The organism is Bacillus sp. WC2503 (assembly GCF_052682895.1).
This window is the reverse complement of record NZ_JBQYMD010000001.1, coordinates 4,488,439-4,514,153: the sequence shown is the minus strand read 5'-3', so window position 1 is coordinate 4,514,153 and position 25,715 is coordinate 4,488,439. Positions and strand designations below refer to the sequence as shown.

The window sequence follows — 25,715 nt, the reverse complement described above, 5'->3', positions numbered from 1 at the left end:
AAATGGAGAGCAAACAAAAACTAGGGAGATTGATTACAGTGGTGGCTACTTTCCTTGCCTTTTCTGGTATAGGGGTAGTCGATCCAATCTTGCCAATTATTGCTGAGAAAATTGGTGCAACACATTGGCAAGTTGAAATGTTATTTACCGCATATATTTTAACGATGGCAATTATGATGTTACCAGCTGGTATATTCGCATCAAGATTTGGTGATAAGCGCATGATGACAATCGGTCTTGCAATTGTAACTGTATTTGCGTTTATATGCGGTATATCGCAAACGATTGCTCAATTATCTCTTTTCCGTGCTGGATGGGGATTAGGAAATGCGATGTTTTTTGCTACAGCAATGACACTTTTAATAGCATTAAGTAAGGAGGTTCATGAAGCAGTAGGATTATATGAAGCAGCTATCGGTTTAGGAATGGCAGGTGGCCCATTGTTAGGTGGTATATTAGGTGGACATTCTTGGCGTTACCCATTTTTCGCAACGAGTATTTTAATTTTCTTAGCATTTATTTTAGTATTCTTTTTTGTAAAAGAACCGGAGCGAAAAGTGAAGCGTAAAGCAGCGGGCGTAGGTGAATTACTTAACTTGGTGAAATATAAACCGTTTATGCAAGGTGCGATTTCAGGGATGTTATACTACTACGGATTTTTCGTCGTGCTAGCATATTCACCACTTATTATGCATTTATCAGCTATTCAATTAGGTTTTGTATTTTGTGGATGGGGATTAGCGTTAGCTTACGGTTCCGCAATTTTAGCACATAGGCTAGAAGGAAAATATGAACCGAAAACATTGTTAAAAGGTAGTTTACTCGTATTTGCGATTTTCTTAATTGCATTATTCTTTGTGAAAATTATGTGGTTACAAATCGTATTAATTGTCCTATCAGGATTAGCATCTGGTTTAAATAATGCATTATATACAAGCTATGTAATGGATATTTCACCTTATGAAAGATCTGTTACTTCAGGTGTTTATAACTTCGTTCGTTGGTTAGGAGGAGCGATTGCTCCCATTTTATCAGGAGTTATCGGACACACTGTTTCACCACAAAGTCCATTTTTAGTCGGTGGAGTTGTTGTATTAGTTGGTTGCGTTATGATCTTAATTCCGATTCGTAAACCGGTAGAAATAGAGACAAAAGCCCTTTCTTAAGAAAGGGTTTTCTTTCCTATTACAAGACAAACCCTTTCCACATATATGTTAGAACCCTCTGACTAAAATATATTTTCGGTATTTTTGTACTTTTAACTATACATTTTGGATGTTTTGTTTTATTTTTGTTAGGGGACATTAATGATGTCCCTATTATAAATTTGCATTGAAAGGCGTGATTGTACGATGGAACTATGGTTCACTGAAAAACAAACAAAACATTTTGGGATTACGGCACGTATTAACCGCACATTACATACGGAGCAAACAGAATTCCAAAAACTTGATATGGTTGAAACGGAAGAGTTCGGAAACATGCTTATTTTAGATGGCATGGTCATGACAACAGAAAAAGATGAGTTCGTTTATCATGAAATGGTAGCGCACGTACCTTTATTTACACATCCAAACCCTGAAAACGTATTAGTTGTCGGTGGTGGTGATGGCGGTGTTATTCGTGAAGTGTTAAAACACCCAAGCGTAAAAAAAGCAACTCTTGTTGAAATTGATGGAAAAGTAATTGAGTACTCTAAACAGTACTTACCATCAATTGCAGGCGCATTAGATGATGAGCGTGTAGAGGTGAAAGTAGGAGACGGTTTCCTACACATCGCAGAAAGCGAAAATGAATATGACGTAATTATGGTAGATTCTACTGAGCCGGTAGGACCAGCAGTAAACTTATTTACGAAAGGTTTCTACGCTGGAATCTCTAAAGCGTTAAAAGAAGATGGTATTTTCGTTGCACAAACGGACAACCCTTGGTTCACACCAGAACTAATTACAACTGTGTTCAAAGACGTAAAAGAGATCTTCCCAATTACTCGTTTATACACAGCAAACATTCCAACGTATCCAAGTGGACTTTGGACATTCACAATCGGATCTAAAAAACATGATCCACTAGAAGTAAGTGAAGAGCGTTTCCACGAAATCGAAACGAAATACTACACAAAAGAATTACACAATGCAGCATTCGCATTACCGAAATTTGTTGGCGATTTAATTAAGTAAGAGCGTTAAATTGAAATAAATAAAGTGTAAGTAACTCATTTAAGGTGTTTGTCTAGAAGGCTTGAACATGCTAGTTACTTACACTGCTACAAATGAAGTAGTCTTCTTGTGATAACAAGAAGGCCCAGGTAAATCGAGAAAGAGGAGCAGTACGCTCCAAATTTGAGAAATAATGAAAGGTTGGGATACCTTAAGTTCCACATAAGGAGGAAAAGAATATGCGTTTTGATGAAGCTTATTCAGGTAAAGTATTTATTAAAAGTCATCCAAGTTTTGAAGAGTCAAAGGCGGTTATTTATGGGATGCCTATGGATTGGACAGTAAGTTTCCGTCCAGGATCTCGCTTTGGCCCTGCACGTATTCGTGAAGTATCAATCGGTCTTGAAGAATATAGTCCGTATTTAGATCGTGAACTAGAAGAGGTAAAATATTTTGATGCGGGTGATATCCCATTACCATTCGGAAATGCACAACGCAGCTTAGACATGATTGAAGAGTATGTATCAAAACTTTTAGATGCCGGTAAGTTTCCACTAGGTCTCGGCGGTGAGCACTTAGTGTCTTGGCCAATTTTTAAGGCAATGGCAAAAAAATATCCGGATTTAGCAATCATCCACATGGATGCTCATACTGATTTACGTGAATCGTATGAAGGGGAGCCTTTATCCCACTCTACACCAATTCGTAAAGTGTGTGATTTAATTGGTCCGGAAAACGTATATTCTTTCGGAATTCGTTCTGGAATGAAGGAAGAATTTGAATGGGCGAAAGAAGTAGGTATGAACTTATACAAATTTGACGTATTAGAGCCGTTAAAAGAAGTATTACCGAAACTTGCAGGACGTCCAGTCTATGTCACAATCGACATTGATGTATTAGACCCAGCTCATGCTCCTGGAACAGGAACGTTAGAGGCTGGAGGTATCACATCTAAAGAACTATTAGATTCCATCATGGCAATTGCAAATTCAAATATAAATGTAGTTGGAGCAGACTTAGTAGAAGTAGCTCCTGTCTACGACCATAGTGATCAAACACCAGTCGCAGCAAGCAAATTCGTGCGGGAAATGCTGCTCGGTTGGGTAAAGTAAAAGTGAAGCCGACTGTTTAGACCCGGTGACTAAGGTTCTTTCCTGCAAAAGGTGCTTTTTATCTTTTGGCAGGGAAGGTTCTTAGACGCAAGGGGCTAGGAGGCGTAACTGGATAGAAATAAAAGCGGAAGCGGCTCGCTCAGAATGTGAGGAGGATGGAGCTTCAGACGTAGAGGCGCTTTTTGCCTCGAAGGAAGAAGCGAAGCCACCGATCATTCTAGCCGCTGTAGCTGGATAAAGTAAGAGTCCCCTATGAATAGGGGCTTTTATTTTATCCGTTATGTGTCGGTAAGTCGATATATTAAAAAAATCGTCGATATAATCCCATTTACCATAGCAAGACATGAAAAAAAGAGTTATTCTCAAAAGGTGAGAATAACTCTTTTTCTTATGCAACCTTTTCTTCTGAAGCAATGCCGCGAATTTCATCAGCAGAGCGGATCGGATATTTGCGGAACACAATAGATCCGATGTATCCGACAATAGTGGTAACGATTCCACATAGTACAGCAGCGATCGTTACTTTTATAACGTCATTAAATCCAAACAAGACGAGAAGCCCTGGAATTGGTGATGCTGTTCCTGGCGCATTATTAACGAGCTGGAATAGCGATGTAATAATACCGGCAAGCGCGCCGCCAACGAAGTTTGTCATATAGATAGGAATTGGATTTGCTGAGACAACATCGGCTTGTGTTAAAGGCTCGATTGCTACAGCAATTGTATCTTTCTTTGAACAAATTTTTAGTCGTTTAAAGAAAATAAAGTTCATCGGGGCTGAGGCCGCAACGGCAAGACTGCCAATTGCCATTGGTAAACCTGTTAATCCAAGCATTGCAGTTAATGCCATAGAACTTAATGGAGAGGTAGAAATAACTGTTATTAATCCACCAAGCATAATACCCATAATGATAGGGCTTTCTGTAGTTGCAACTGAAATCATAGAACCGATTTTACCAAGTGTTGCGTTAACGAGTGGATCCATAAGCATGGCCATTCCACGTGAGATTGGTGCAGCAATAAATAGGATTGCTAAAAACTCTACACCAGCTGGTAATTTCTTTTCGAGAAATTTCACGACGAAGGCACAAACGTATCCAGCAAAAAATCCTGGTAAAATACCGAATCCACTAGTAGCGATACCGATTAAAACAGCGTATACGGGTGAAACGCCGATTGCTAATGCTACTAAAATTGCTGCTGCAACACCGCTCATACTACCAGAAGCTTCTCCTACTGATTGTAAAAAGTCATTATGAAACATTTCTCCACCTATATAACGGTGAAATGCTTCAATAAGAAAACTTGCGATTGCTGCATTAGCTAAAGCACCCATCGCCTTCATTCCGTAAGGCGCACGGTAACTGAAAAGTGTAAATAGACAAAGTACAACAAGTAATAGTGCTAAACCTTGCAAGATAGCCATTTGAAAACTGTCTCCTTTGATTTTTGTAATAAAAATTTGTATCATTCAATAATAATATAAAAGTTTGTGAAACGGAAAAATTTTTTATTGGGAAATTGCTGTAAGGTGAAAAACCCTTACAATAATGTAAGGAAAGTGTAAGGCATTTCGATAGAGTATAGTATGCTTTTTTTCGTATAATACAGGTATAGACATACGGTTAGTGAGAAAGTAGTGCAAACAGGAGGCGCATTTATGAAATTGGTAATTAAAGTTTTAGCTGTGTTCGCCATTATTTTAGGAGGAACAGCATATTATTTAAACACGAAAACAGAAGGTGTGCATGCTTTTGTAGACAACTTCTTTTCAAATAAAGAAATACAAGATTATTATGCTGTTATAGATAAAAGCGAGAAAAAAGACGATGAATATTTGTATACATTTAAAGGATATACAGAAGATGGAAATTTACAAGTTATTAAAAGAATGGTGAACCGTGAATTGCATACGGGTGCTTTTATAAAAATTTATGCAAAAGGTATGCAGGGAAAAGGATGGGCTGAAATCCCGAAAGAATCAATCCCACAAAAAGCGTTGCAAAAAATAGAAAAACCATAAAAGGAGCGAATCGTTCGCTCCTTTTTTAGTGCGTTAAAATGGTGATAGCTGAACTTTCTTTATTAGAAATGATTTTTGCACGTCCGCCAATTGGGAAAGTAAAGATCGGAGTTGTATGTCCGAAACTTGCATTCGCAATAATAGGGATATGTACAAGTTCAGGCTTTGAAGTAATCATTTCTTGAATGTCCTCTATCATACATTCTGCTCCTTTTTGCATTCTCCCTATAACGATACCTTTTACGTATTCAAAATCAGTTTGCTGCATAAGAGAATGTAAGTATCGATCGAAAGTTTTAAGTGTAGCTTTTCCCGTTAAACTATCTTCTTCAAGAAATAAAATTTTATCTCGTAAGCTTGGCATATACGGAGTACCTTGTAGTAAATGTAAAGTGCTCATATTTCCGCCAATAATATCCCCTGTAGCTTCTCCTTCTTGAATCGAAATATATCCTTCATTTTTAATAAATTCTCGATTTTCCTGATCTATATACCAAGAATCATCACTCCACGTTTCGGATGGTAGGATTTCAATAGAATCATTAGAAGTTAAGCATTTAAAAAAGTAATCGGTTGTATACGCGAGACCTTTCTCCATTCCAAATGAAGAGAAGTGAGGACCTGAATATGTAACAAGACCTGTTTTTGTATAAAGTGCGTTATGTAAAGCAGTAATGTCAGAATAGCCGCAGAAAAACTTTGGATTTTCGCGAATTAAATCGTAATCGAGATGTTTCAATAAGCCGTTAGAGTTATATCCGCCAAGTGTCGTCAAAATTGCTTTTACATTAGGGTCTCTAAATGCTTCGTGGAGGTCTTGAACACGTGAAGAAATAGAAGAGGAAGCGAATCGATCTATCTCATCAGCATATTTTGAGAATGTAACTTGAAAGCCCATGTCGGTTAATCTTTTTATAGCAAGGTTTCTGTTTTCATTTGAGACAATACTTAAACTACAAGATGGTGAAATAACTCTTATTTCATCCCCTTTTTTTAATTTTGTTGGTATCACAACATTCCCCCCTTTAATTAAAAGAATATTTAGATTTAAAAAATATTTTATCATATGAAATAAAGTGAGGGTGAATTATTTTTTGAAAAGGAGTTTTCCTGATTTTTCAGCAGACAGACAGCATCTTTTTTTGATATGATAGGAAAAGTGATTTATTATAAGTAGTATTTAATATCTATAACATTTGAAAGGTGTGCAAGACGTGAAGAAACAACTTGCAGGCTTGCCGGTACACGTTCATTTCGTAACAGAAATCCGTGAAGGGGCGAGGAAGGAAACCGTTGCTTTTGAAGCAAATGGTCAATACTATGTAAAAGGTCAAGGTACATACGTAACATTCCAAGAGCCGAACGAACAAGGCGAAGTGAAGACAATTATAAAAATTCAAGATGAACAAGTTCTCATTATGCGTTCAGGTGCTATTTCTATGCGTCAGACGCATGTGAAAGGTGAATGGACAACTGGTACGTACACGAGTGAACTTGGTACGTTTGCACTGCAAACGAAAACTGATAACGTTCTTTTTAAATGGTCGGATGAAAAGAAAAAAGGACAACTCTTCTTAACGTACGCATTGCTTCTAAGTGAACAAGAAGCTGGCAGATATACAATTACAATTAACTTGAAGGAGGCAAAATAATGAATTCTTTAGAACAGGTAAAAGGATTGATTAAAGAAGAAATTCAAGCTGCTGTATTAAAGGCAGAATTAGCAACAGAAGAACAAATTCCAAACGTTGTATTAGAATCTCCAAAAGATAAAACAAATGGTGATTTCTCTACAAATATGGCAATGCAACTTGCACGTGTTGCGAAAAAAGCACCTCGTATGATTGCAGAAGAATTAGTTGCAAACTTCGATAAAGCAAAAGCTTCTATTGAAAAAATTGAAATCGCTGGTCCTGGTTTTATTAACTTCTATATGGATAATAGTTACTTAACAGACTTAATCCCAACAATCGTTAATGCTGGTGAAGCTTACGGTGAAACGAACACTGGTAAAGGTGAAAAAGTACAAATTGAGTTCGTATCTGCAAATCCAACAGGTGACCTTCACTTAGGACATGCACGCGGTGCTGCGGTAGGTGACACTTTATGTAACGTATTAGCAAAAGCAGGATACGATGTATCTCGTGAGTACTACATTAATGACGCGGGTAACCAAATTCATAATTTAGCTCTTTCTGTTGAAGCTCGTTACATGCAAGCGTTAGGTTTAGATAAAGAAATGCCAGAAGACGGTTACCACGGTGCAGATATTATCGGTATCGGTAAACGTTTAGCTGAAGAGTTTGGCGATCGTTATGCGAAAGCTGATGCAGAAGAAAGCTATGAGTTCTATCGTTCATACGGTTTGAAATATGAGTTAGCAAAACTTCAAAAAGACTTAGAGAGCTTCCGTGTTAAATTCGATGTATGGTTCTCAGAAACATCATTATACAAAAACGGAAAGATTGATCAGGCTCTTGCTGTATTAAAAGAGCGTGACGAAATCTTTGAAGAAGGCGGCGCAACTTGGTTCCGTTCAATGACTTACGGTGACGACAAAAACCGTGTATTAATTAAAAACGACGGTTCTTACACATACTTAACGCCAGATATCGCTTACCATCGCGACAAATTAGAGCGTGGTTTCGATAAATTAATCAACATTTGGGGTGCTGACCACCACGGTTACATTCCTCGTATGAAAGCTGCGATTCAAGCACTTGGTTACGATAAAGACACATTAGAAGTAGAAATCATCCAAATGGTACAACTATACCAAAACGGTGAAAAAATGAAGATGAGTAAGCGTACGGGTAAAGCAGTTACACTTCGTGAGCTTATGGAAGAAGTAGGCGTGGACGCAATGCGTTACTTCTTTGCAATGCGTAGCGGTGATTCTCATTTAGACTTCGATATGGACTTAGCTGTATCAAAATCTAATGAAAATCCAGTATACTATGCGCAATATGCACATGCTCGTGTATGCAGTATCCTTCGTCAAGGTGAAGAGTTAGGATTAGCTACAGGCGGAGACGTGAACTATAAACTTGTTACTTCTGAGAAAGAAGTAGAATTACTGAAAAAACTTGGTGAATTCCCAGCTGTAGTTGCGGATGCAGCGCAAAAACGTCTGCCACACCGCATTACAAACTATGCATTTGAATTAGCTGCAGCACTACACAGCTTCTACAATGCAGAGAAAGTATTAAACCAAGATAACTTAGAGTTAAGTAAAGCTCGTTACGAATTAATGAAAGCAGTACGAAATACACTTCAAAACGCACTAGCAATCGTAGGAGTATCTGCACCAGAAAAAATGTAATAGACAAAAGAAAAGATGCTTATTTTTGTTTAGAAGTGATATACGAGTTGACATAAAAACATCTATTCAATGTATAGACTGATTAGATGTCAAAGAAAGAAGACCAATGAAAAGCTGTATGGCTTGATAAGGGGAAGTTGAAACAGAAAAAGAGATGGCAAAGCTATCTCTTTTTCTGTGCCCAATTTTCTAATCTAAATATATGTGATAGTGATGAAGTGAAAATAGAAAAATACCAATTAACTATTGATTTTTAGGAACGATTCTAGAATAATAGACTGTTGGGGGTAAGATTATCAAAATCCATATATGTATTATTAGTTGTTGGAATGTTACTAGGAAATGGTGTGATTGTTTTGAAAGATATTGTTACAGCTATGCCAAATACTAAAATAACAATGCATCTAACCAAGTATCTAAACAATTAGTAATCAATCTTGAAAACTTCCAACTTAGTCAAGAAACTAGGGGTGGTATGTTTAAAATAGTACATATAGTACAATTAAAGTTTTCATGATTTGATAAAAAATAATGAAAGGATATAAATCTCTCGGTTTTGATAGTATCATCACATATAAGCTCATTTTAATTCTTCGACATAGCCATGGAACCCATTAGGCAAAGTGTTTTTTCTCGACACTCATTTATATACTCCAAAAATGAAAAGGCTGAATTTCGTATTTCTATACGATTTATATGAAATCAGTTGACAATCATACCCTTTTTTAGTTACCCCCAAATTCGTTCCACTGTATTCAAATTTGGAGAATATGACTTTCATCTTGCATAGGCAACCAATACTTCATCCAGAACGTTTTTAATTATATAATGCTTCTTGTTCTATTTGTTTCGGTGTGTAGGTTGGTTGTGTAACTAAACACAAAACGTTTTAACATATGCCCAATTTCACCTCAACTCATAATGACAGAAAACGCACCTTCAATGACATCTTTTAGAATACGAGTATCCTAGCATGTTTCACAGTCGTAACCTTCTTCGGCGGATATGCTAAATTCGATTATAGATTGTACTTCTTGGTATTCTTTAGGAGGATAAGTAAGGAAGTTGTCCAAATGCATATTTACTGTGAAATAGCTCTTCCATACTTGTCGGCAATAAATTTTTGTATTTATAGAGCAAGCGTTTGCGTTGGTGATGATAATAGCTATCAAACATATTTTAGTAGAGTGGCTTAATGACATTGATATAGTGGAATCTTTGTCATAGTATATTTGTTCTAGAATCTAGAAATATTTTATAGGGAGGATAACAGAAAGCATGTATTTAAAAAGGATAACTTCAATTTTTTCGATTATAATGATTTTCATGTTTACTATAGGTCAGAGTCTTTTACCTATAGTAGCAAACGCACAAGAATTAAATACATTAGGACTTGTGGATAGTTTTAAAATTGATAAAACAGATCTTTCTATCGGACAACGGACTAAAGTAACTATAAACTTCAGTGAAAAAGATAGTCTTAAGATGAAGCCTGGAGACACACTAACATTAACACTGCCTCCAGAATTAAAAGGATTAAATACAGAGTTTCTATTAGATGATTATGGTACTTGTAAAGTCACTGCAGGTACTGTGGTATGTACATTTAATGATAAAGTGAGTACACATCAAAATATTAAAGGGTATTTAAACTTTTTTGTGGAAGCTGCTAATGTAGGAACGGATGAAAAGAAAGAGATTGAAACCAATTTCGGTACAAATGTAGATAAGCAATCTGTAACAATTACCGGCCCAAGCAGTGGTGGGGGTACAGATCCTGGAAAGCCACCATTTTTTTATAAAACTGGTGATATGAACTCAGGTAAGAGCGATGAAGTACGTTGGTTCTTGAATATAAACTTGGCTAAAGAAGAGTTAAGTCGTGATATTGTTGTGACTGATAATTTACAGGAAGGTCAAACACTTAATAAGGATAGTTTCTATATAATTGTAGATGATTATATAGGTCGTCGATCTTTAACGCTACAAGAGCTTGAAAAGCAAGGTTACGGAACGATTACCTTTACTGGAGACAAATCATTTAAAGTTGTGCTTAATAAGGGTAAAGCGCGTCTTGCCTCCTTTTCGATTGGTTATACATCTACTATAACGGAAGCTGGGAAGAAGCAAGAGTTTTTTAAGAATGATTATACGATTGATTACCAAGTTCTAAACAAGGAACCAGTTACCGAATCGGGTACTCATCCAGTCGAAAATATGATAGCTGGCGGTGGTGCTGAAGGTAATGTGACTCCAAAAGGAACACTAAAAATTGTGAAGCATATTGAAGGGGATGAAGAAAAAGTAATCCCAAATGTTTCGTTTAAGTTGTATAAAGAGTCTGATGAACAAGTTGGAGATGTATATAAAACAGATGAAAAAGGGATAATTGAAATCCCTAATTTACAACCAGGTAAATATTATGTGAAAGAAGTTTCAGCTCCAGACTATGTTGATTTCGATCCTCAAGCAAAAGTAATTTTTGAAGTTAAATCAGATGCTGTAAATGGAGTTAAGTTGCCAATTCCGAATAAGTTGAAAACTACATCTATTGCAGGGACGAAGACGTGGAAAGGCGATAACGAGAAAGATCGTCCAAGTTCAATCAAAGTAGACTTACTACAAAATGAGGAAGTAGTAAACACGAAAGAAGTAACAGCGGCAGATGGTTGGAAATACAAATTTGACAACCTAGCAACGTATGATGCAAATGGAGTAGCGTACAAGTATGAAGTAAAAGAACAACCGATAGATGGATACACAACAGAAATAAACGGTTATGATATTACAAATACAAAAGTGGTACAAAAAACCAAAGTAGAAGGAACGAAAACATGGAAGGACGGAAATGCGGAAGGTCGTCCAACGATGATTAAAGTAGACTTACTACAAAGCGGTACAGTGATTGCGACGCAAGAAGTAAGCGAAGCAACAGGCTGGAAATATGAATTTAAAGATTTGGCGATAAACGATGCAGACGGAAAAGCATATAAGTATGAAGTGAAAGAACAAGCAGTAGCCGGATACGAATCCAAAGTCAATGGTTATGACATCACGAATACAAAAGTAGGCAAGACATCAGTTGCAGGAACGAAGACGTGGAAAGGTGGCACAGAGGAAGAGCATAAAGCCATCAAAGTAGACTTACTACAAAATGATACAGTGATTGCGACACAAGAAGTAAGCAAAGAAACAGGTTGGAAGTATGAATTTAAAGATTTAGTAGCATTCGATGCAAATGGAAAAGCATACAAGTATGAAGTGAAAGAACGGCCAGTAGCCGGATACCAATCTGACGTACACGGTTATGACATCACAAATACAAAAGTAGGCGAAACAAAAGTAGAAGGAACGAAAACATGGAACGATAACAATGCAACAGATCGTCCAAGCTCGATTAAGGTAGACTTACTACAAAACGGTAAAGTAGTAGACACAAAAGAAGTAACAGCGGAAACAAACTGGAAGTATACGTTTGAAAAACTGCAAGCATACGATGCAAACGGAGTAGCGTACAAGTATGAAGTGAAAGAACAGCAGGTAGCCGGATACAAGTCTGAATTAAAAGGTTATGACATCACAAATACAAAAGTAGGCGAAACAAAAGTAGAAGGAACGAAAACATGGAAAGACGATAACACGAAAGATCGTCCGGAAATGATCAAAGTAGATCTTTTACAAAACGGTAAAGTAGTAGATACAAAAGAAGTAACAGCGGAAACAAATTGGAAGTACACATTTGAAAAACTTCAGGCATACGATGCAAACGGAGCAGCGTACAAGTATGAAGTGAAAGAACAAGCAGTACCAGGATATGAATCCAAAATAAGTGGTACTGATATCACAAATACAAAAGTAGGCAAAACAAAAGTAGAAGGAACGAAGACATGGAACGACGGAAATGCAACAGACCGTCCGACAATGATCAAAGTAGACTTACTACAAAACGGGAATGTGATTCAAACACACGACGTACTAGCAGTATTGGGTTGGAAATATATATTCTCAGATCTAGAAGCATATGATGCGGAAGGAAAGGCTTACGAGTATACAGTGAAAGAACAGCCAGTACCAGGATATGAATCCAAAGTAAGTGGTACTGATATCACAAATACAAAAGTAGGTCAAACAAAAGTAGAAGGAACGAAGACATGGAACGACGATAACGCAACAGATCGTCCAGAAATGATTCAAGTAGACCTCTTACAAAATGGTACAGTGATTGCGACGCAAGAAGTAAGCAAAGTAACAGATTGGAAATATGAATTCAAAGATTTAGTAGCGTATGATGCAAATGGAGTAGCGTACAAGTATAAAGTGAAGGAACAACCGATAGCTGGATATGAATCCAAAGTCAACGGTTATGACATCACAAATACAAAAGTAGGCGAAACAAAAGTAGAAGGAACGAAAACATGGAAAGACGATAACGCGAAAGATCGTCCGAAAATGATTAAAGTAGACCTTCTACAAAATGGTACAGTGATTGCGACGCAAGAAGTAAGCGAAGCAACAGGCTGGAAATACGAATTCAAAGATTTAGCAGCATACGATGCAAACGGAGTAGCGTACAAGTATGAAGTGAAAGAACAAGCAGTAGCTGGATATGAATCCAAAGTAAATGGTACTGATATCACAAATACAAAAGTAGGCAAAACAAAAGTAGAAGGAACGAAAACATGGAAAGACGATAACGCGAAAGATCGTCCGGAAATGATCAAAGTAGACCTTTTACAAAATGGTACAGTGATTGCGACGCAAGAAGTAAGCAAAGCAACAGGCTGGAAATACGAATTCAAAGATTTAGCAGCGTATGATGCAAATGGAGTAGCGTACAAGTATGAAGTGAAAGAACAACCGGTAGCCGGATATGAATCCAAAGTAAGTGGTACTGACATCACAAATACAAAAGTAGGCGAAACAAAAGTAGAAGGAACGAAAACATGGAAAGACGATAACGCGAAAGATCGTCCGGAAATGATCAAGGTGGATCTTTTACAAAACGGTAAAGTAGTAGATACAAAGGAAGTAACAGCGGCAACAAATTGGAAGTACACGTTTGAAAAACTACAGGCATACGATGCAAACGGAGTAGCGTACAAGTATGAAGTGAAAGAACAGCCAGTAGCCGGATATGAATCCCAAGTAAGTGGTACTGACATCACAAATACAAAAGTAGCGAAATTGACAGTAGAAGGAACAAAAACATGGAACGATAACAACGCAACAGATCGTCCAAGCACAATCAAAGTAGACTTACTACAAAACGGTAAAGTAGTAGATACAAAAGAAGTAACAGCGGAAACAAACTGGAAATATGCATTTGCAGATGTAGAAGCATATGACGCAAATGGAGTAGCGTACAAGTATGAAGTGAAGGAACAGCCAGTAGCCGGATATCAATCTGACGTACACGGTTATGACATCACGAATACAAAAGTGGGCGAAACGAAAGTAGAAGGAACAAAGACGTGGAACGATAACAACGCAACAGATCGTCCAAGCACAATCAAAATAAACTTACTACAAAACGGTAAAGTAGTAGATACAAAAGAAGTAACAGTAGCAAGTGAATGGAAGTACACGTTTGAAAAACTGCAAGCATACGATGCAAACGGAGTAGCGTACAAGTATGAAGTGAAGGAACAACCAGTAGCTGGATACCAATCTGACGTACATGGTTATGACATCACAAATACAAAAGTAGGTGAAACAAAAGTAGAAGGAACGAAAACATGGAAAGACGATAACGCGAAAGATCGTCCGAAAATGATTAAAGTAGACCTTCTACAAAATGGTACAGTGATTGCGACGCAAGAAGTAAGCGAAGCAACAGGCTGGAAATACGAATTCAAAGATTTAGCAGCATACGATGCAAACGGAGTAGCGTACAAGTATGAAGTGAAAGAACAGCCAGTAGCCGGATACGAATCCAAAGTCAATGGTTATGACATTACGAATACAAAAGTAGGCGAAACAAAAGTAGAAGGAACGAAAACATGGAAAGACGATAACGCGAAAGATCGTCCGAAAATGATTAAAGTAGACCTTCTACAAAATGGTACAGTGATTGCGACGCAAGAAGTAAGCGAAGCAACAGGCTGGAAATACGAATTCAAAGATTTAGCAGCATACGATGCAAACGGAGTAGCGTACAAGTATGAAGTGAAAGAACAGCCAGTAGCCGGATACGAATCCAAAGTCAATGGTTATGACATCACGAATACAAAAGTAGGCGAAACAAAAGTAGAAGGAACGAAAACATGGAAAGACGATAACGCGAAAGATCGTCCGAAAATGATTAAAGTAGACCTTCTACAAAATGGTACAGTGATTGCGACGCAAGAAGTAAGCGAAGCAACAGGCTGGAAATACGAATTCAAAGATTTAGCAGCATACGATGCAAACGGAGTAGCGTACAAGTATGAAGTGAAAGAACAGCCAGTAGCCGGATACGAATCCAAAGTCAATGGTTATGACATCACGAATACAAAAGTAGGCGAAACAAAAGTAGAAGGAACGAAAACATGGAAAGACGATAACGCGAAAGATCGTCCGAAAATGATTAAAGTAGACCTTCTACAAAATGGTACAGTGATTGCGACGCAAGAAGTAAGCGAAGCAACAGGCTGGAAATACGAATTCAAAGATTTAGCAGCATACGATGCAAACGGAGTAGCGTACAAGTATGAAGTGAAAGAACAACCAGTAGCTGGATACCAATCTGACGTACATGGTTATGACATCACAAATACAAAAGTAGGTGAAACAAAAGTAGAAGGAACGAAAACATGGAAAGACGATAACGCGAAAGATCGTCCGAAAATGATTAAAGTAGACCTTCTACAAAATGGTACAGTGATTGCGACGCAAGAAGTAAGCGAAGCAACAGGCTGGAAATACGAATTCAAAGATTTAGCAGCATACGATGCAAACGGAGTAGCGTACAAGTATGAAGTGAAAGAACAACCAGTAGCTGGATACCAATCTGACGTACATGGTTATGACATCACAAATACAAAAGTAGGTGAAACAAAAGTAGAAGGAACGAAAACATGGAAAGACGATAACGCGAAAGATCGTCCGAAAATGATTAAAGTAGACCTTCTACAAAATGGTACAGTGATTGCGACGCAAGAAGTAAGCGAAGCAACAGGCTGGAAATACGAATTCAAAGATTTAGCAGCATACGATGCAAATGGAGTAGCGTACAAGTATGAAGTGAAAGAACAACCAGTAGCCGGATACCAATCTGACGTACATGGTTATGACATCACAAATACAAAAATCAAGGACGAACCAAATGTAGATCCAAAAGATCCAAGCACAGATCCGAAAGATCCAAGCACAGATCCGAAAGATCCAAGCACAGATCCGAAAGATCCAAGCACAAATCCAAAAGATCCAAACACAAATGCAGACGAAAATAGCGATTCAAAAGTTCCACCTACTACAGAAAATGATAAGCCAACATTACTTCCCAACACAGGAGGAACATCAGCAGAAATGAGTTCAATTCTTGGAGGTATGGTATTGTTCCTTTTAGGTGGAATCCTACTCGCTCGTCAGCGAATAAAATAATAAAAAAGCTTTAGATTATTGATTACACTGTAATCTGAGTAGCTGACAAATTAAAAAATTACTATTGATATTGCTCCCTTTGGGTAAGTATTCAAAAACACTTCACGATAAAGTGAAGGGAAGAATGCAGCCTGAAGGGTTTTTTTTATAGAAAAAAGAGAGCAATTTCAAGATGGACTCAATCAGCGGCCCTAAAGTAATAACAAAACCGTCTTTAAAAAGCCTATTATCCATTGGACCATAAGCTTAGAGCGTGGTATCGCATGTAATGTAAGGTCAATGCTATACAATAAATGTGTTTTTATTTATATATTACGATTTTAATTATACACGATAATACCATGTAATAAATATGCTTTTATGCATATTTGTTTTTTTTCTTTTTCAATAAATAGCCACCGATTAATCGGTGGCTTGAAATAGTATTAAGCGGCTTTTTGTTCTGTTTTCACGGTAGATTGAAGGCTATTATAGACGCCTGTACCAATGACCTCTAATGCCATTTTCATACGTTCTAGCGAAATATTTTCTAATACGTTATCTTGGGGTGTGTGATATACCTTTTCAATATGATAGATTAATGGATTCCAACTATCGACGCCCATCCAAATAAATAGTGCAGAAGGAATACCGACTTCAGCAAACGGTACATGATCACTAGAGCCAAATTTCCCTTGTTGTACGAGATCATTATTTAACTGTTTACCTGCTTGCAAGGCTGCGTCTGTTACAAGGTTTGGAGAACCGTTAGGCGTCATAGCATATAAATTTTTTGCCTTATCGTAATTTGTTGCAACCATGTCTGCGTTAAAGACACCTAAAATTCGATCACGTTCTTTTTGGGATAGACTATTAACGTAATAATCGGAGCCGAGTAAGCCAGTCTCTTCAGAACCAAAAGCAATAAAACGAATTTCTTTATCAGTTTCTACATTTTGAAAAGCACGAGCTAACTCTAATACTAATCCTGTACCAGAAGCATTATCGTTTGCTCCAGGTGCTCCAATGACACTATCATAGTGCGAACTTACAACGACAGCTTTTTCATTACCTGTACTGTTTTTGGGTTTCTTTTTAGCGATGACGTTTAAGGATTTTAAATTAGATTCATGTCTCGCTTTTAGGGAAAGAATTGTTGACCCTTTTTTAGCGATTTCTTCTTTAAATGCATTTCCTTGCGCATAAGCAAGACCGAAGACAGGGACAGACTGCTTTTTCGTTAGGCGAGGATTGAAAGTTTGTCCGTAGTTTCCACGACCGCCAATTAAACTGTATAAAAGAACACCTTTTGCTCCTTTACTAACAGCGTTTTCAACTTGTTTATTGTAGTCTGCAACTGTTGTTCCTCTTTCAAATAGAACAATCTTTCCATTTACTTCATTTGGAATATCCTCTAATTTTGTCCCACCTTGAACAAAGATAAGAGGAGCTGTAACAGTTTCTGTAGAAATTAGTGCGTTAGGAGCAGCGCCAGCTTGCCAATTACGCTTTGTGGATAATGGGGATTCAATAAAGCCAACGTATTGATCCGGCACTTGAAATGGCTGATATTCTACTTCATAACCCATTGATTTAAGTTGCATACCAACGTAGCGAGAACCCCATTCTTCTGATTTTGTTCCACCAGGGCGAGGACCAATTGTTTCGGATAAGAAACGGATGTGTTCGATGGCGCGACTTGCATCAACTTGTTTTGTGATAGGTGAAGTCTGTGTGATTTCTGACGTGGAATCAGCTTTGACTTGTCCAATTGGAGCCAAGCTAACAGCGAGTGATACAGCAAGTAAAGAGCTTACTATTTTTTGTTTTAAAGATTTTTTCATTTTTTCCTCTCCTATTCTTCTATTCTCTCTGACTGACAAAAGAAGACGGATAACGACTTTATTTTACCTTTATATTTTTTATTTTTCAATATTCTGACATTGATAAATAAAAAATACTATATGCATATTTGCATATTTTTGATGGAGATATGTATGCTATCATTTTAAATGAAGGTTCGCTTTCTGCTTGGAAAGCTCCTACATTGCATGAATCTAGTGTACCCAAACTTTAGATTATGTAGAGAAAAGAATCCACTGTAGGGTTTCTTTTCTCATGTTTGAATCATGTGATGATAAATATGTTTCCGCATTTCATAATTATCATCAGTGATATATGTAAGGCATCCATATGAAAATACGAGGCTGTTCAAAGGTTTTCCGTACTTTTGGGCAGCCTCACCCCGTTAAAAAGGTGATGCTTTGATGCATCACCTTTTATTTATATAAATTTTTGCATACCTAAAAGTAATAAAAAATAGCCGTTTGGTAGGTTTCTGCTACCAAACGGCTATTTTTTATATTTCTGTTAAAATTATCGGCTCACCACGTGTTACGACAACTGTATGCTCACATTGTGCAACAAGGCTTTTGTCAGGAGTAACGAATGTCCAACCGTCATCACCGCGTTCGATAATATGATCAGCTTTCATAGAGATAAATGGCTCTACAGCGATAACAAGACCGTCTTTTAGAAGCGCACTATCCATTGGATCATAATAGCTTAAAATGTGGTTTGGTGCTTCATGTAAACTAAGACCGATACCATGACCAGTTAAGTTTTGAATAACATTGTATCCACTTTTATGTGCGAAGTTTGAAACCGCACGACCAATTTGATTTTGTTTTGAACCAGCTTTAACTTTTTTCATTGCTGCCCAAAATGCGTCAACAGCTGCTTGGCAAAGTTTTTCTTTTTCTTCGTCTTTCCCAAGTACAAATGAGATACCCGTATCTGCATAATAACCATCAAGTGCGGCAGATACGTCGACGTTTACTAAGTCGCCTTCTTTTAATACACGATCTCCTGGAATGCCGTGAGCAACTTCTTCATTTACACTAATGCAAGTTACACCAGGGAAATCATATTCTTTTTCAGGTGCAGAAATAGCACCATGCTCATCTAATACTTTTTTACCGATCAAATCAAGCTCTTTCGTTGTCATACCTGGCTTCGCTTCTTTTTTCATTTCTTCACGTGCAAGCGCAACGATGCGGCCGATTTTTCGTAAGCTTTCTAAATCCTGTTCATTACGAATAATCATGAAAACCACTGTCCTTCCTCGAATATATATCTTACCCGATTGTATCATGTTTATTTTCGTCCTGCTACTCGCTTGCGGTATGCGGGTTGATTCCTCACACAAAGAATACATGACAATTGTCATATGGATGTCATGACGCATCATACTGTTTCCTAACTTTTCCAAGGAATACAATGTAAATATAAGAAACAGCGGGGGTGGAGAGATGGAAAAGGTTATTGAGATAAATGGTGTTTCTAAAACATTTAAACATAAAAACGCAGTAAGTAACGTTTCATTTCACGTGGATAAAGGGGAAATAGTAGCATTACTTGGACCAAATGGTGCGGGGAAGACGACGATGATTTCGATGATGCTTGGATTAAAAGATCCTACAGAAGGGACAGTTTCTATATTTGGAAAGAGTCCAAAGCATAGAGGCGTTCGTAATAGCCTTGGGGCAATGTTACAAGAAGTAAGTGTGATTGATAGCATTACAGTGGAAGAGGCAATTGAGCTATTCCGCAGTTATTATACAAACCCGGTAGCGAAAGAAACATTACTACAGTTATCAAATTTGGAATCAGAGCGAAAGCAAAGATGTGAAAAGTTATCAGGTGGGCAAAAAAGAAGATTAAATTTTGCACTCGCACTTTCGGGAAATCCAGATTTGTTATTTTTAGATGAGCCGACAGTTGGAATGGATATTACGTCTCGAAGAACGTTTTGGGAAACGATTAAAAAGTTAGCAAGTGAAGGGAAAACGATTATTTTAACAACACATTATTTAGAGGAAGCAGATGCGTTGGCGAATCGTATTTTATTGTTTGCGAACGGAAAAATTATCGCAGATGGCACACCAGATGAAATGAAAGCGACGATTTCTCGAAAAACGATCTCGTTTTATTCTAAAGAAAAAATCCCTAAGAGTTTACTAAAGGAATTACCGCATGTAACAGAAGTACAGTCAAATGAAGGGCGCTTCACTTTAACGACGGAAGATACAGATGCCACTCTACAAGCAATTTATCAGAAGAATCTACCTGTAACAAATGTTTCAGTTGAACGTGGAAGTCTCGATGAAGCATTTGAACAGTTTGTCGCAAATCAAAAGGGGGAAATTGCATGAAAGCTTTATGGATGCAATGCAAAATAGAAATTTTACGTACGTTCCGTAATAAATTATTTATCTTTTTCTCATTATTAATGCCAGTTATGTTTTACTACATTTTCACAAATGTTGTGCAAGTGCCACAAAACGGAGATGCGTGGAAAGCACATTATTTAATTTCTATGGCGACTTTTAGTATTGTAGGGACTGCACTTTTTAGTTTTGGTGTGAGACTTTCTCAGGAAAGAGGGCAAGGTTGGACACATCTTCTAAAAATTACACCGCTTCCTGAAGGGGCGTATTTAACAGCAAAAATTATCGCTCAAACAGTAGTAAATGCTTTTTCAATCTTAGTTATTTTTATGGCAGGGATATTAATTAATCATGTTGAGTTAACGGTAGGACAATGGATTGGTGCTGGATTATGGTTATTGTTAGGTGTGACACCATTTTTAGCACTCGGAACAGTAATAGGTTCCATTAAGAAGGCGGATGCAGCTGCTGGCCTAGCAAATATTTTAAATATGAGTTTAGCTGTAATTGGCGGGTTATGGATGCCGATTGAAGTATTCCCGAAAATATTAAGAACGATTGGTGAATGGACACCGACATATCATTTTGGAAGCGGTGCGTGGGATATTGTAGCTGGAAAATCAATTGGATGGGAAAATATCGCGGTATTAGGAGGTTATTTCCTTATATTTGTTGTAGTATCAATATATATAAGAAAAAGACAGGAAGCGGTATAAATGATAGAGAAGAAGAGGATGGAAATTTTTCCGAAACATATGGGTTTTTTTCCGTATATGTGGCTCGTATATTTGTTATTTCCAATTTATAATTTAACACAAGTATCAGGATGGAAACTTGTAATGGGGATCGGTATGTTGATAGTCTTCATTATCACATACCGTCAACTTTATTTTGTTCAGAAGACGTTCGTTTTGTGGGCGTTTATTCAAATGATATTAACCTTTTTATTTGCCATATTTTATAATCCTTTCATGATATTCTTTGGCTTTTTCACGGCAAGTGCGATGGGATTTGCGCCAAGTAAGAAAGTATTTCGAGTGCTACTATGTCTGTTAGTTGTAATGCTCGGAGCATTTGTATTTGTAAATATGAATCAACTAACACCGGCAAATTTAGTAAATATCGTTCCGATGTTTATTTTAATGCTTCTTACGCCATTTGGTATGCGTAATTTTAATCAGAAAAAGATGTTAAAGAACCAATTAAACGAAGCGAATGAGCAAATTAAAGATTTAGTAAAACGTGAAGAACGGCAGCGAATTGCACGGGATCTTCATGACACGTTAGGTCATACGTTATCTCTTATTACGTTAAAAAGCCAGCTTGTTGAGAAGTTAATCGTAAAAAATCCAGAGCGTGCAAGTGTGGAAGCAAAGGAAATTACACAAACATCTCGTACCGCTTTAAAACAGCTGAGGGAATTAATTTCTGATATGCGCATGATTACAGTAGAAGAAGAGCTTGAGCAAATAAAAGCGATCTTACAAGCTGCTAACATTGAGTTAGAAATAGAACAAGAAGCGAGTGCAAGTTCGTTATCACCGATTGAACAAAATATTTTAGGCATGTGTTTACGTGAGGCTGTGACGAATGTTGTAAAACATAGTAAGGCGACGCAGTGTACAGTTTCTGTATTAGAATCACAAGGTGAACTGATTTTGAAAGTAGAAGATAACGGAATTGGTTTAGAGGATCAAAACAATGATGGAAATGGTATTCGCGGCATGAAAGAACGAATTGCTCTTATTGATGGATTTGTTGAACTAAATACGATACATTCAGGGACGCTATTAACAGTAAAAGTACCAGTGGTCATTAGAACAGGAAAAGATGAGGTGAGGGTATGATTCGAATTATTATTGCGGAAGATCAACGGATGCTTCGTGGTGCATTAGGAGCCCTACTTGATTTAGAAGATGATATGGAAGTGATTGGGCAAGCTGCGAACGGAGAAGAGGCGTTAAAATTAATTGAATCGTTAAAGCCAGATGTAAGTATTATGGATATTGAAATGCCGATTCAAAGTGGATTGGATGTCGCTGAGACTTTAAAGAAAGAAAAATCATCATGCAAAGTAATGATTTTAACAACATTTGCAAGACCTGGTTATTTTGAACGAGCAATGAAAGCTGGTGTGCACGGATATTTGTTAAAAGATAGCCCAAGTGAAGATTTAGCCGCAGCGATTCGTAATGTAATGAAGGGAAAACGAGAGGTTTCTCAAGATTTAATGTTTGGTTTATGGCAGGAGCAAAATCCGTTGTCAGATCGTGAAAAAGAAGTATTGTTACTTGCTAAAGAAGGAAAGACTGCAAATGAAATTGCGAAAACACTTTATCTTTCACCGGGCACAGTACGTAATTATATTTCTGAAGTGTTAACGAAGCTCGACGCGAAAAATAGAATTGAGGCAATTACAATTGCGGAAGAAAAGGGATGGATATGAAAAGAAGTTTACCTACGAACGGTAAACTTCTTTTTTATTATTATACTTCTATTACTCTATTTATTTTTTGTAATGGTTTATAACCATGTGCTTCAAATGCTTTTGCAAATTCATTTGATACGGCATTTCCGTATAAATCTTTTGCAGCTTGTACGATGTGGGATTGGAGTGATTCAAAATCTTCAGCTGAAGTTGCGTAATTTTGCAATGTGCGCATAACAACTTTACTTACTTTTTCGTTGCCTTGTTTTTGAACAGCAACATTGTTATATGTTTTACCTTCAGCTAATTGATATAATACGTGGCTGATGATACCAGAATTTACGTGAGACTCTTGATTATTTCCATCGTTATAAAAATCTTGTAAGTTTGTATATAATTTATGACCACCGTCACCAATTTCTCCCGGGATGTCACGGATTGTTAGGCCACCTAGTGTATCGCCCATAATCCAGTTTCCCTTATCTTTCTTTACATAATATTCGATTTGTGTGCCCCAGAAATCTGCTAGTCCCTCGTTTAACGCAGATGTTTCAGCGCTTGGATATCTCACAATTTTATTCTTTGTCGTACCGCTGAATACAGCATGTCCAAATTCATGGGCTGTTACATCAAGGGCTGAAGTGAGCTTTCCGTTTAAACCATCACCAAATACCATTTGATTCCAAGCAGGGTGCCAAAATGCATTTACATAATCTTCTTTTACACCATCACTAACTTCAGTAGAATCAAAACCGTGTACACTAGCAACAACTTTTGAATCTTTATTATCGTAACTTTTTAGATTATGTTCTTTTTTGAAGTAGTCATAAATATCACTCATATTCTTCATAGCACCCGCTGCTTCTTTATCTGCAAAGTTAGGAGTGCTACTTGAAACTAGTGTCCCTGGATAACCAGCTTGACTATATCCGCCGAGAGAGTCCGCATAGTTTGCATTATAAATATATATGCCAGTTCCGCGTGATAAATCAGCTAAATAAAATTTTCCGTCAGTCCCTTTGGCGATATTGAAAGAGATGTTTTCTTGAAGTGCATTTTTCCCAGTTCCTTGCTCACTTGCGAGGGATAGTCTAGGTGATGTTACTTGATTTATAGTTTTATTCTCTTTATTTTTAATGAATTTTTCTTGGAAAAGTACCTCGCCAGTTTTTAAATCAAGGATTGCATTACCGTTTATAATTTGTTCATTGTTTTCGTAAGTAAAGGTAATAACAGTTGCAAATGTGTAATATCCATCTTTTTTCTTATAAACAACGGTTTCGTTGGTGAATTCTGTCTCAGTCGCATCGCTTGGAATTTGAAGTATATCGCGTAATTTAGATTTTACTTCATTTTTCGACAAAAAATTTGTTATAGTAAGATTAGGTTGTTGGTCTAAATTTTGGACAACTTTACCACTAACAGTTGTAATTACTCCATTTTTATCTACGTTTACAATAAGATCTTGACCATATACTTTATAGTTTTTGTAAGTTTGTGCAAGGCGAACTTCGGTTTGATTTTCTTTTGTTTCTTTATTTGTAGGTTGAAAATCAACATTTTTTTCAGTTGTAACTTGCTCTTGTTGAGCTTTAGCCCCGTTTACCTCACCTTTTAAATATTTTTTAGCAATATTCTCTTTCGTATCATTTTGAGGTTCTGTTAATTTTCCGATTGTTAAACCAGGCTGAGCAATTTCAACTTTCACTTCATTTTTGTTTAATTCTTGGGCATGAATAGCTTCTGTGGATAAAGGACAAAGGAGACCGAATGTAACGAATGCACTAGCAAGTTTTCTATAATTCATCTATAACACTCCTAATCTATTGTATGTGAGATGAATTGTATGAAACATTTGCCAGATTTTATATATATTATGCATTATTTCATATCAAAAATTGTCGAATTCACATTATTGTAGTGGTATGACAACTCAAAAAATTAGATTGTTATAATGGGATGGTGAGTAAGTATGCACGCAGAAAAATTAGGAATTGAAATTAAGAAAATTAGGGTGATGAGAGGATTAACACAAAAACAGTTATCCGAGAACATATGTCATCAATCAGAAGTGAGTAGAATTGAATCGGGTGCGGTATACCCAAGTATGGATATATTGCAAGGTATAGCAGCAAAATTACAAGTTCCCATTATTCATTTTTATGAGGTACTCATTTATTCTGATATTGAGAGGAATAAGCAGTTAAAAGATCGAATTATTACGCTTTGTAAGCAAAAAAAATATAAAGAAATTTATAATAGGGTATGGAATGAACTGAAAAAGGAAGAATATCATCCCGAGCTTCAGCAATTTCTTCAATGGCAATATCATGTAGCAGCTTACGTATTGAAAAAAATTGATTACGAATATTGTATTTTAGAATTAAAGAAATTGCTCAATCAACAATTGGCAGGAATAGATGTATATCAGAATCTTTATATTGAAAACGCAATTGCAAACATTTATGCTGAAAATGGCTATTTGAAGAAGGCTATTGAGTTATTTGAAAATATATTAAAACAGTTAGAGACATTGCATGATAATAAAGAATTTGATGTAAAGGTGAGACATAATCATGCAAAAGCATTATACTCAGATAATCAATACGAAGAAGCGCTTTGCCACGCAAATAAAGCTATTGAACTATCGTGTCAAATTAATAGTATGACATTGATTGGACAGCTATACTTTCGAAAAGGTGAATGCTTAGCAAAGCTAGGGTCTGATAGAGCAGAAATTGAAGATGCTTACGAAAAAGCATGCTTCTTTTTTGATATGTTAGGAAACCACGCATTAAAAGAATCACTTATGAAAAAAATGAAAAAATAAAAAAGACCTAAAAAACAAATATGCATAATTGCATAAAATGTGGATAAATTTT

17 protein-coding genes are annotated in these 25,715 nt (G+C 36.9%); 12 read left to right on the top strand and 5 right to left on the bottom strand.

All coding sequences use genetic code 11. The features are described 5' to 3' along the window. Positions 1 to 2 precede the first annotated feature (2 nt). From ACUN26_RS23290 to speB, 3 genes are all read left to right on the top strand, one after another. Positions 3 to 1,166: an MFS transporter gene (locus ACUN26_RS23290; protein WP_000444237.1), complete on the top strand. Its 1,164-nt coding sequence runs from the start codon at positions 3 to 5 to the stop codon at positions 1,164 to 1,166. Between the two features lie 186 nt (positions 1,167 to 1,352). Continuing rightward, positions 1,353 to 2,180 carry a polyamine aminopropyltransferase gene (gene speE / locus ACUN26_RS23285; protein WP_000424693.1) on the top strand — a complete coding sequence of 276 codons (828 nt, stop codon included), beginning with the start codon at positions 1,353 to 1,355 and terminating at the stop codon, positions 2,178 to 2,180. Between the two features lie 218 nt (positions 2,181 to 2,398). Then, complete coding sequence (speB, locus tag ACUN26_RS23280; protein WP_001209829.1) at positions 2,399 to 3,271, top strand: agmatinase; 873 nt, start codon at positions 2,399 to 2,401, stop codon at positions 3,269 to 3,271. Positions 3,272 to 3,659: 388 nt separating this feature from the next. Here the strand turns inward: speB and ACUN26_RS23275 are convergent, their stop codons facing one another. After that, positions 3,660 to 4,697 (bottom strand): PTS sugar transporter subunit IIC, encoded by a 1,038-nt coding sequence (locus tag ACUN26_RS23275; protein WP_000996326.1) that lies wholly within the window; start codon positions 4,695 to 4,697, stop codon positions 3,660 to 3,662. 234 nt (positions 4,698 to 4,931) lie between these two features. Here ACUN26_RS23275 and ACUN26_RS23270 point away from each other — a divergent pair, with 234 nt between their 5' ends. Next, complete coding sequence (locus ACUN26_RS23270) at positions 4,932 to 5,294, top strand: YxeA family protein (protein ID WP_000779927.1); 363 nt, start codon at positions 4,932 to 4,934, stop codon at positions 5,292 to 5,294. Positions 5,295 to 5,319: 25 nt separating this feature from the next. Here ACUN26_RS23270 and ACUN26_RS23265 read toward each other — a convergent pair whose 3' ends face one another. Continuing rightward, a complete protein-coding gene (locus ACUN26_RS23265; RefSeq protein ID WP_002040072.1) occupies positions 5,320 to 6,360 on the bottom strand; it encodes a S66 family peptidase in 1,041 nt (346 codons plus the stop codon). Positions 6,361 to 6,508: 148 nt separating this feature from the next. On the opposite strand from ACUN26_RS23265, the gene ACUN26_RS23260 reads away from it, so the two are divergent. The 3 genes from ACUN26_RS23260 to ACUN26_RS23250 all read left to right on the top strand — a co-directional run bounded on the left by ACUN26_RS23260 (position 6,509) and on the right by ACUN26_RS23250 (position 16,197). Then, positions 6,509 to 6,946, top strand: coding sequence for a DUF1934 domain-containing protein (locus tag ACUN26_RS23260; RefSeq protein WP_000744343.1), 438 nt, complete (start codon positions 6,509 to 6,511; stop codon positions 6,944 to 6,946). Beyond that, complete coding sequence (argS, locus tag ACUN26_RS23255; RefSeq protein ID WP_001086438.1) at positions 6,946 to 8,616, top strand: arginine--tRNA ligase; 1,671 nt, start codon at positions 6,946 to 6,948, stop codon at positions 8,614 to 8,616. The genes ACUN26_RS23260 and argS overlap by 1 nt, the downstream gene beginning before the upstream one ends. Before the next feature lie 1,278 nt (positions 8,617 to 9,894). Next, the gene (locus ACUN26_RS23250) at positions 9,895 to 16,197 is read left to right on the top strand and encodes a Cna B-type domain-containing protein (RefSeq protein ID WP_445540889.1); all 6,303 of its coding nucleotides are present in this window, start codon (positions 9,895 to 9,897) and stop codon (positions 16,195 to 16,197) included. Positions 16,198 to 16,622: 425 nt separating this feature from the next. Here ACUN26_RS23250 and ACUN26_RS23245 read toward each other — a convergent pair whose 3' ends face one another. Then, positions 16,623 to 18,020, bottom strand: coding sequence for a M28 family metallopeptidase (locus ACUN26_RS23245; protein ID WP_000749151.1), 1,398 nt, complete (start codon positions 18,018 to 18,020; stop codon positions 16,623 to 16,625). A gap of 515 nt (positions 18,021 to 18,535) precedes the next feature. Beyond that, positions 18,536 to 19,330, bottom strand: coding sequence for a type I methionyl aminopeptidase (map, locus tag ACUN26_RS23240; protein WP_002106654.1), 795 nt, complete (start codon positions 19,328 to 19,330; stop codon positions 18,536 to 18,538). Positions 19,331 to 19,487: 157 nt separating this feature from the next. On the opposite strand from map, the gene ACUN26_RS23235 reads away from it, so the two are divergent. Genes ACUN26_RS23235 through ACUN26_RS23220 form a run of 4 tightly spaced genes read left to right on the top strand, consistent with a single transcriptional unit; the run spans position 19,488 to position 22,851 of the window. Further along, the gene (locus ACUN26_RS23235) at positions 19,488 to 20,390 is read left to right on the top strand and encodes an ABC transporter ATP-binding protein (RefSeq protein ID WP_000416592.1); all 903 of its coding nucleotides are present in this window, start codon (positions 19,488 to 19,490) and stop codon (positions 20,388 to 20,390) included. After that, positions 20,387 to 21,121, top strand: a complete 735-nt coding sequence (locus tag ACUN26_RS23230; protein ID WP_000646291.1) for an ABC transporter permease — start codon at positions 20,387 to 20,389, stop codon at positions 21,119 to 21,121. The genes ACUN26_RS23235 and ACUN26_RS23230 overlap by 4 nt, the downstream gene beginning before the upstream one ends. Next, on the top strand, positions 21,122 to 22,252 hold the full coding sequence (locus ACUN26_RS23225; RefSeq protein ID WP_000570637.1) for a sensor histidine kinase: 1,131 nt from the start codon (positions 21,122 to 21,124) through the stop codon (positions 22,250 to 22,252). After that, on the top strand, positions 22,249 to 22,851 hold the full coding sequence (locus tag ACUN26_RS23220; protein WP_000619274.1) for a response regulator transcription factor: 603 nt from the start codon (positions 22,249 to 22,251) through the stop codon (positions 22,849 to 22,851). The genes ACUN26_RS23225 and ACUN26_RS23220 overlap by 4 nt, the downstream gene beginning before the upstream one ends. Before the next feature lie 40 nt (positions 22,852 to 22,891). Here the strand turns inward: ACUN26_RS23220 and ACUN26_RS23215 are convergent, their stop codons facing one another. Beyond that, the gene (locus ACUN26_RS23215; protein ID WP_001109521.1) at positions 22,892 to 24,640 is read right to left on the bottom strand and encodes a M4 family metallopeptidase; all 1,749 of its coding nucleotides are present in this window, start codon (positions 24,638 to 24,640) and stop codon (positions 22,892 to 22,894) included. 165 nt (positions 24,641 to 24,805) lie between these two features. Here ACUN26_RS23215 and ACUN26_RS23210 point away from each other — a divergent pair, with 165 nt between their 5' ends. Next, positions 24,806 to 25,663, top strand: coding sequence for a helix-turn-helix domain-containing protein (locus tag ACUN26_RS23210; protein ID WP_000542899.1), 858 nt, complete (start codon positions 24,806 to 24,808; stop codon positions 25,661 to 25,663). Positions 25,664 to 25,715: the final 52 nt, after the last annotated feature.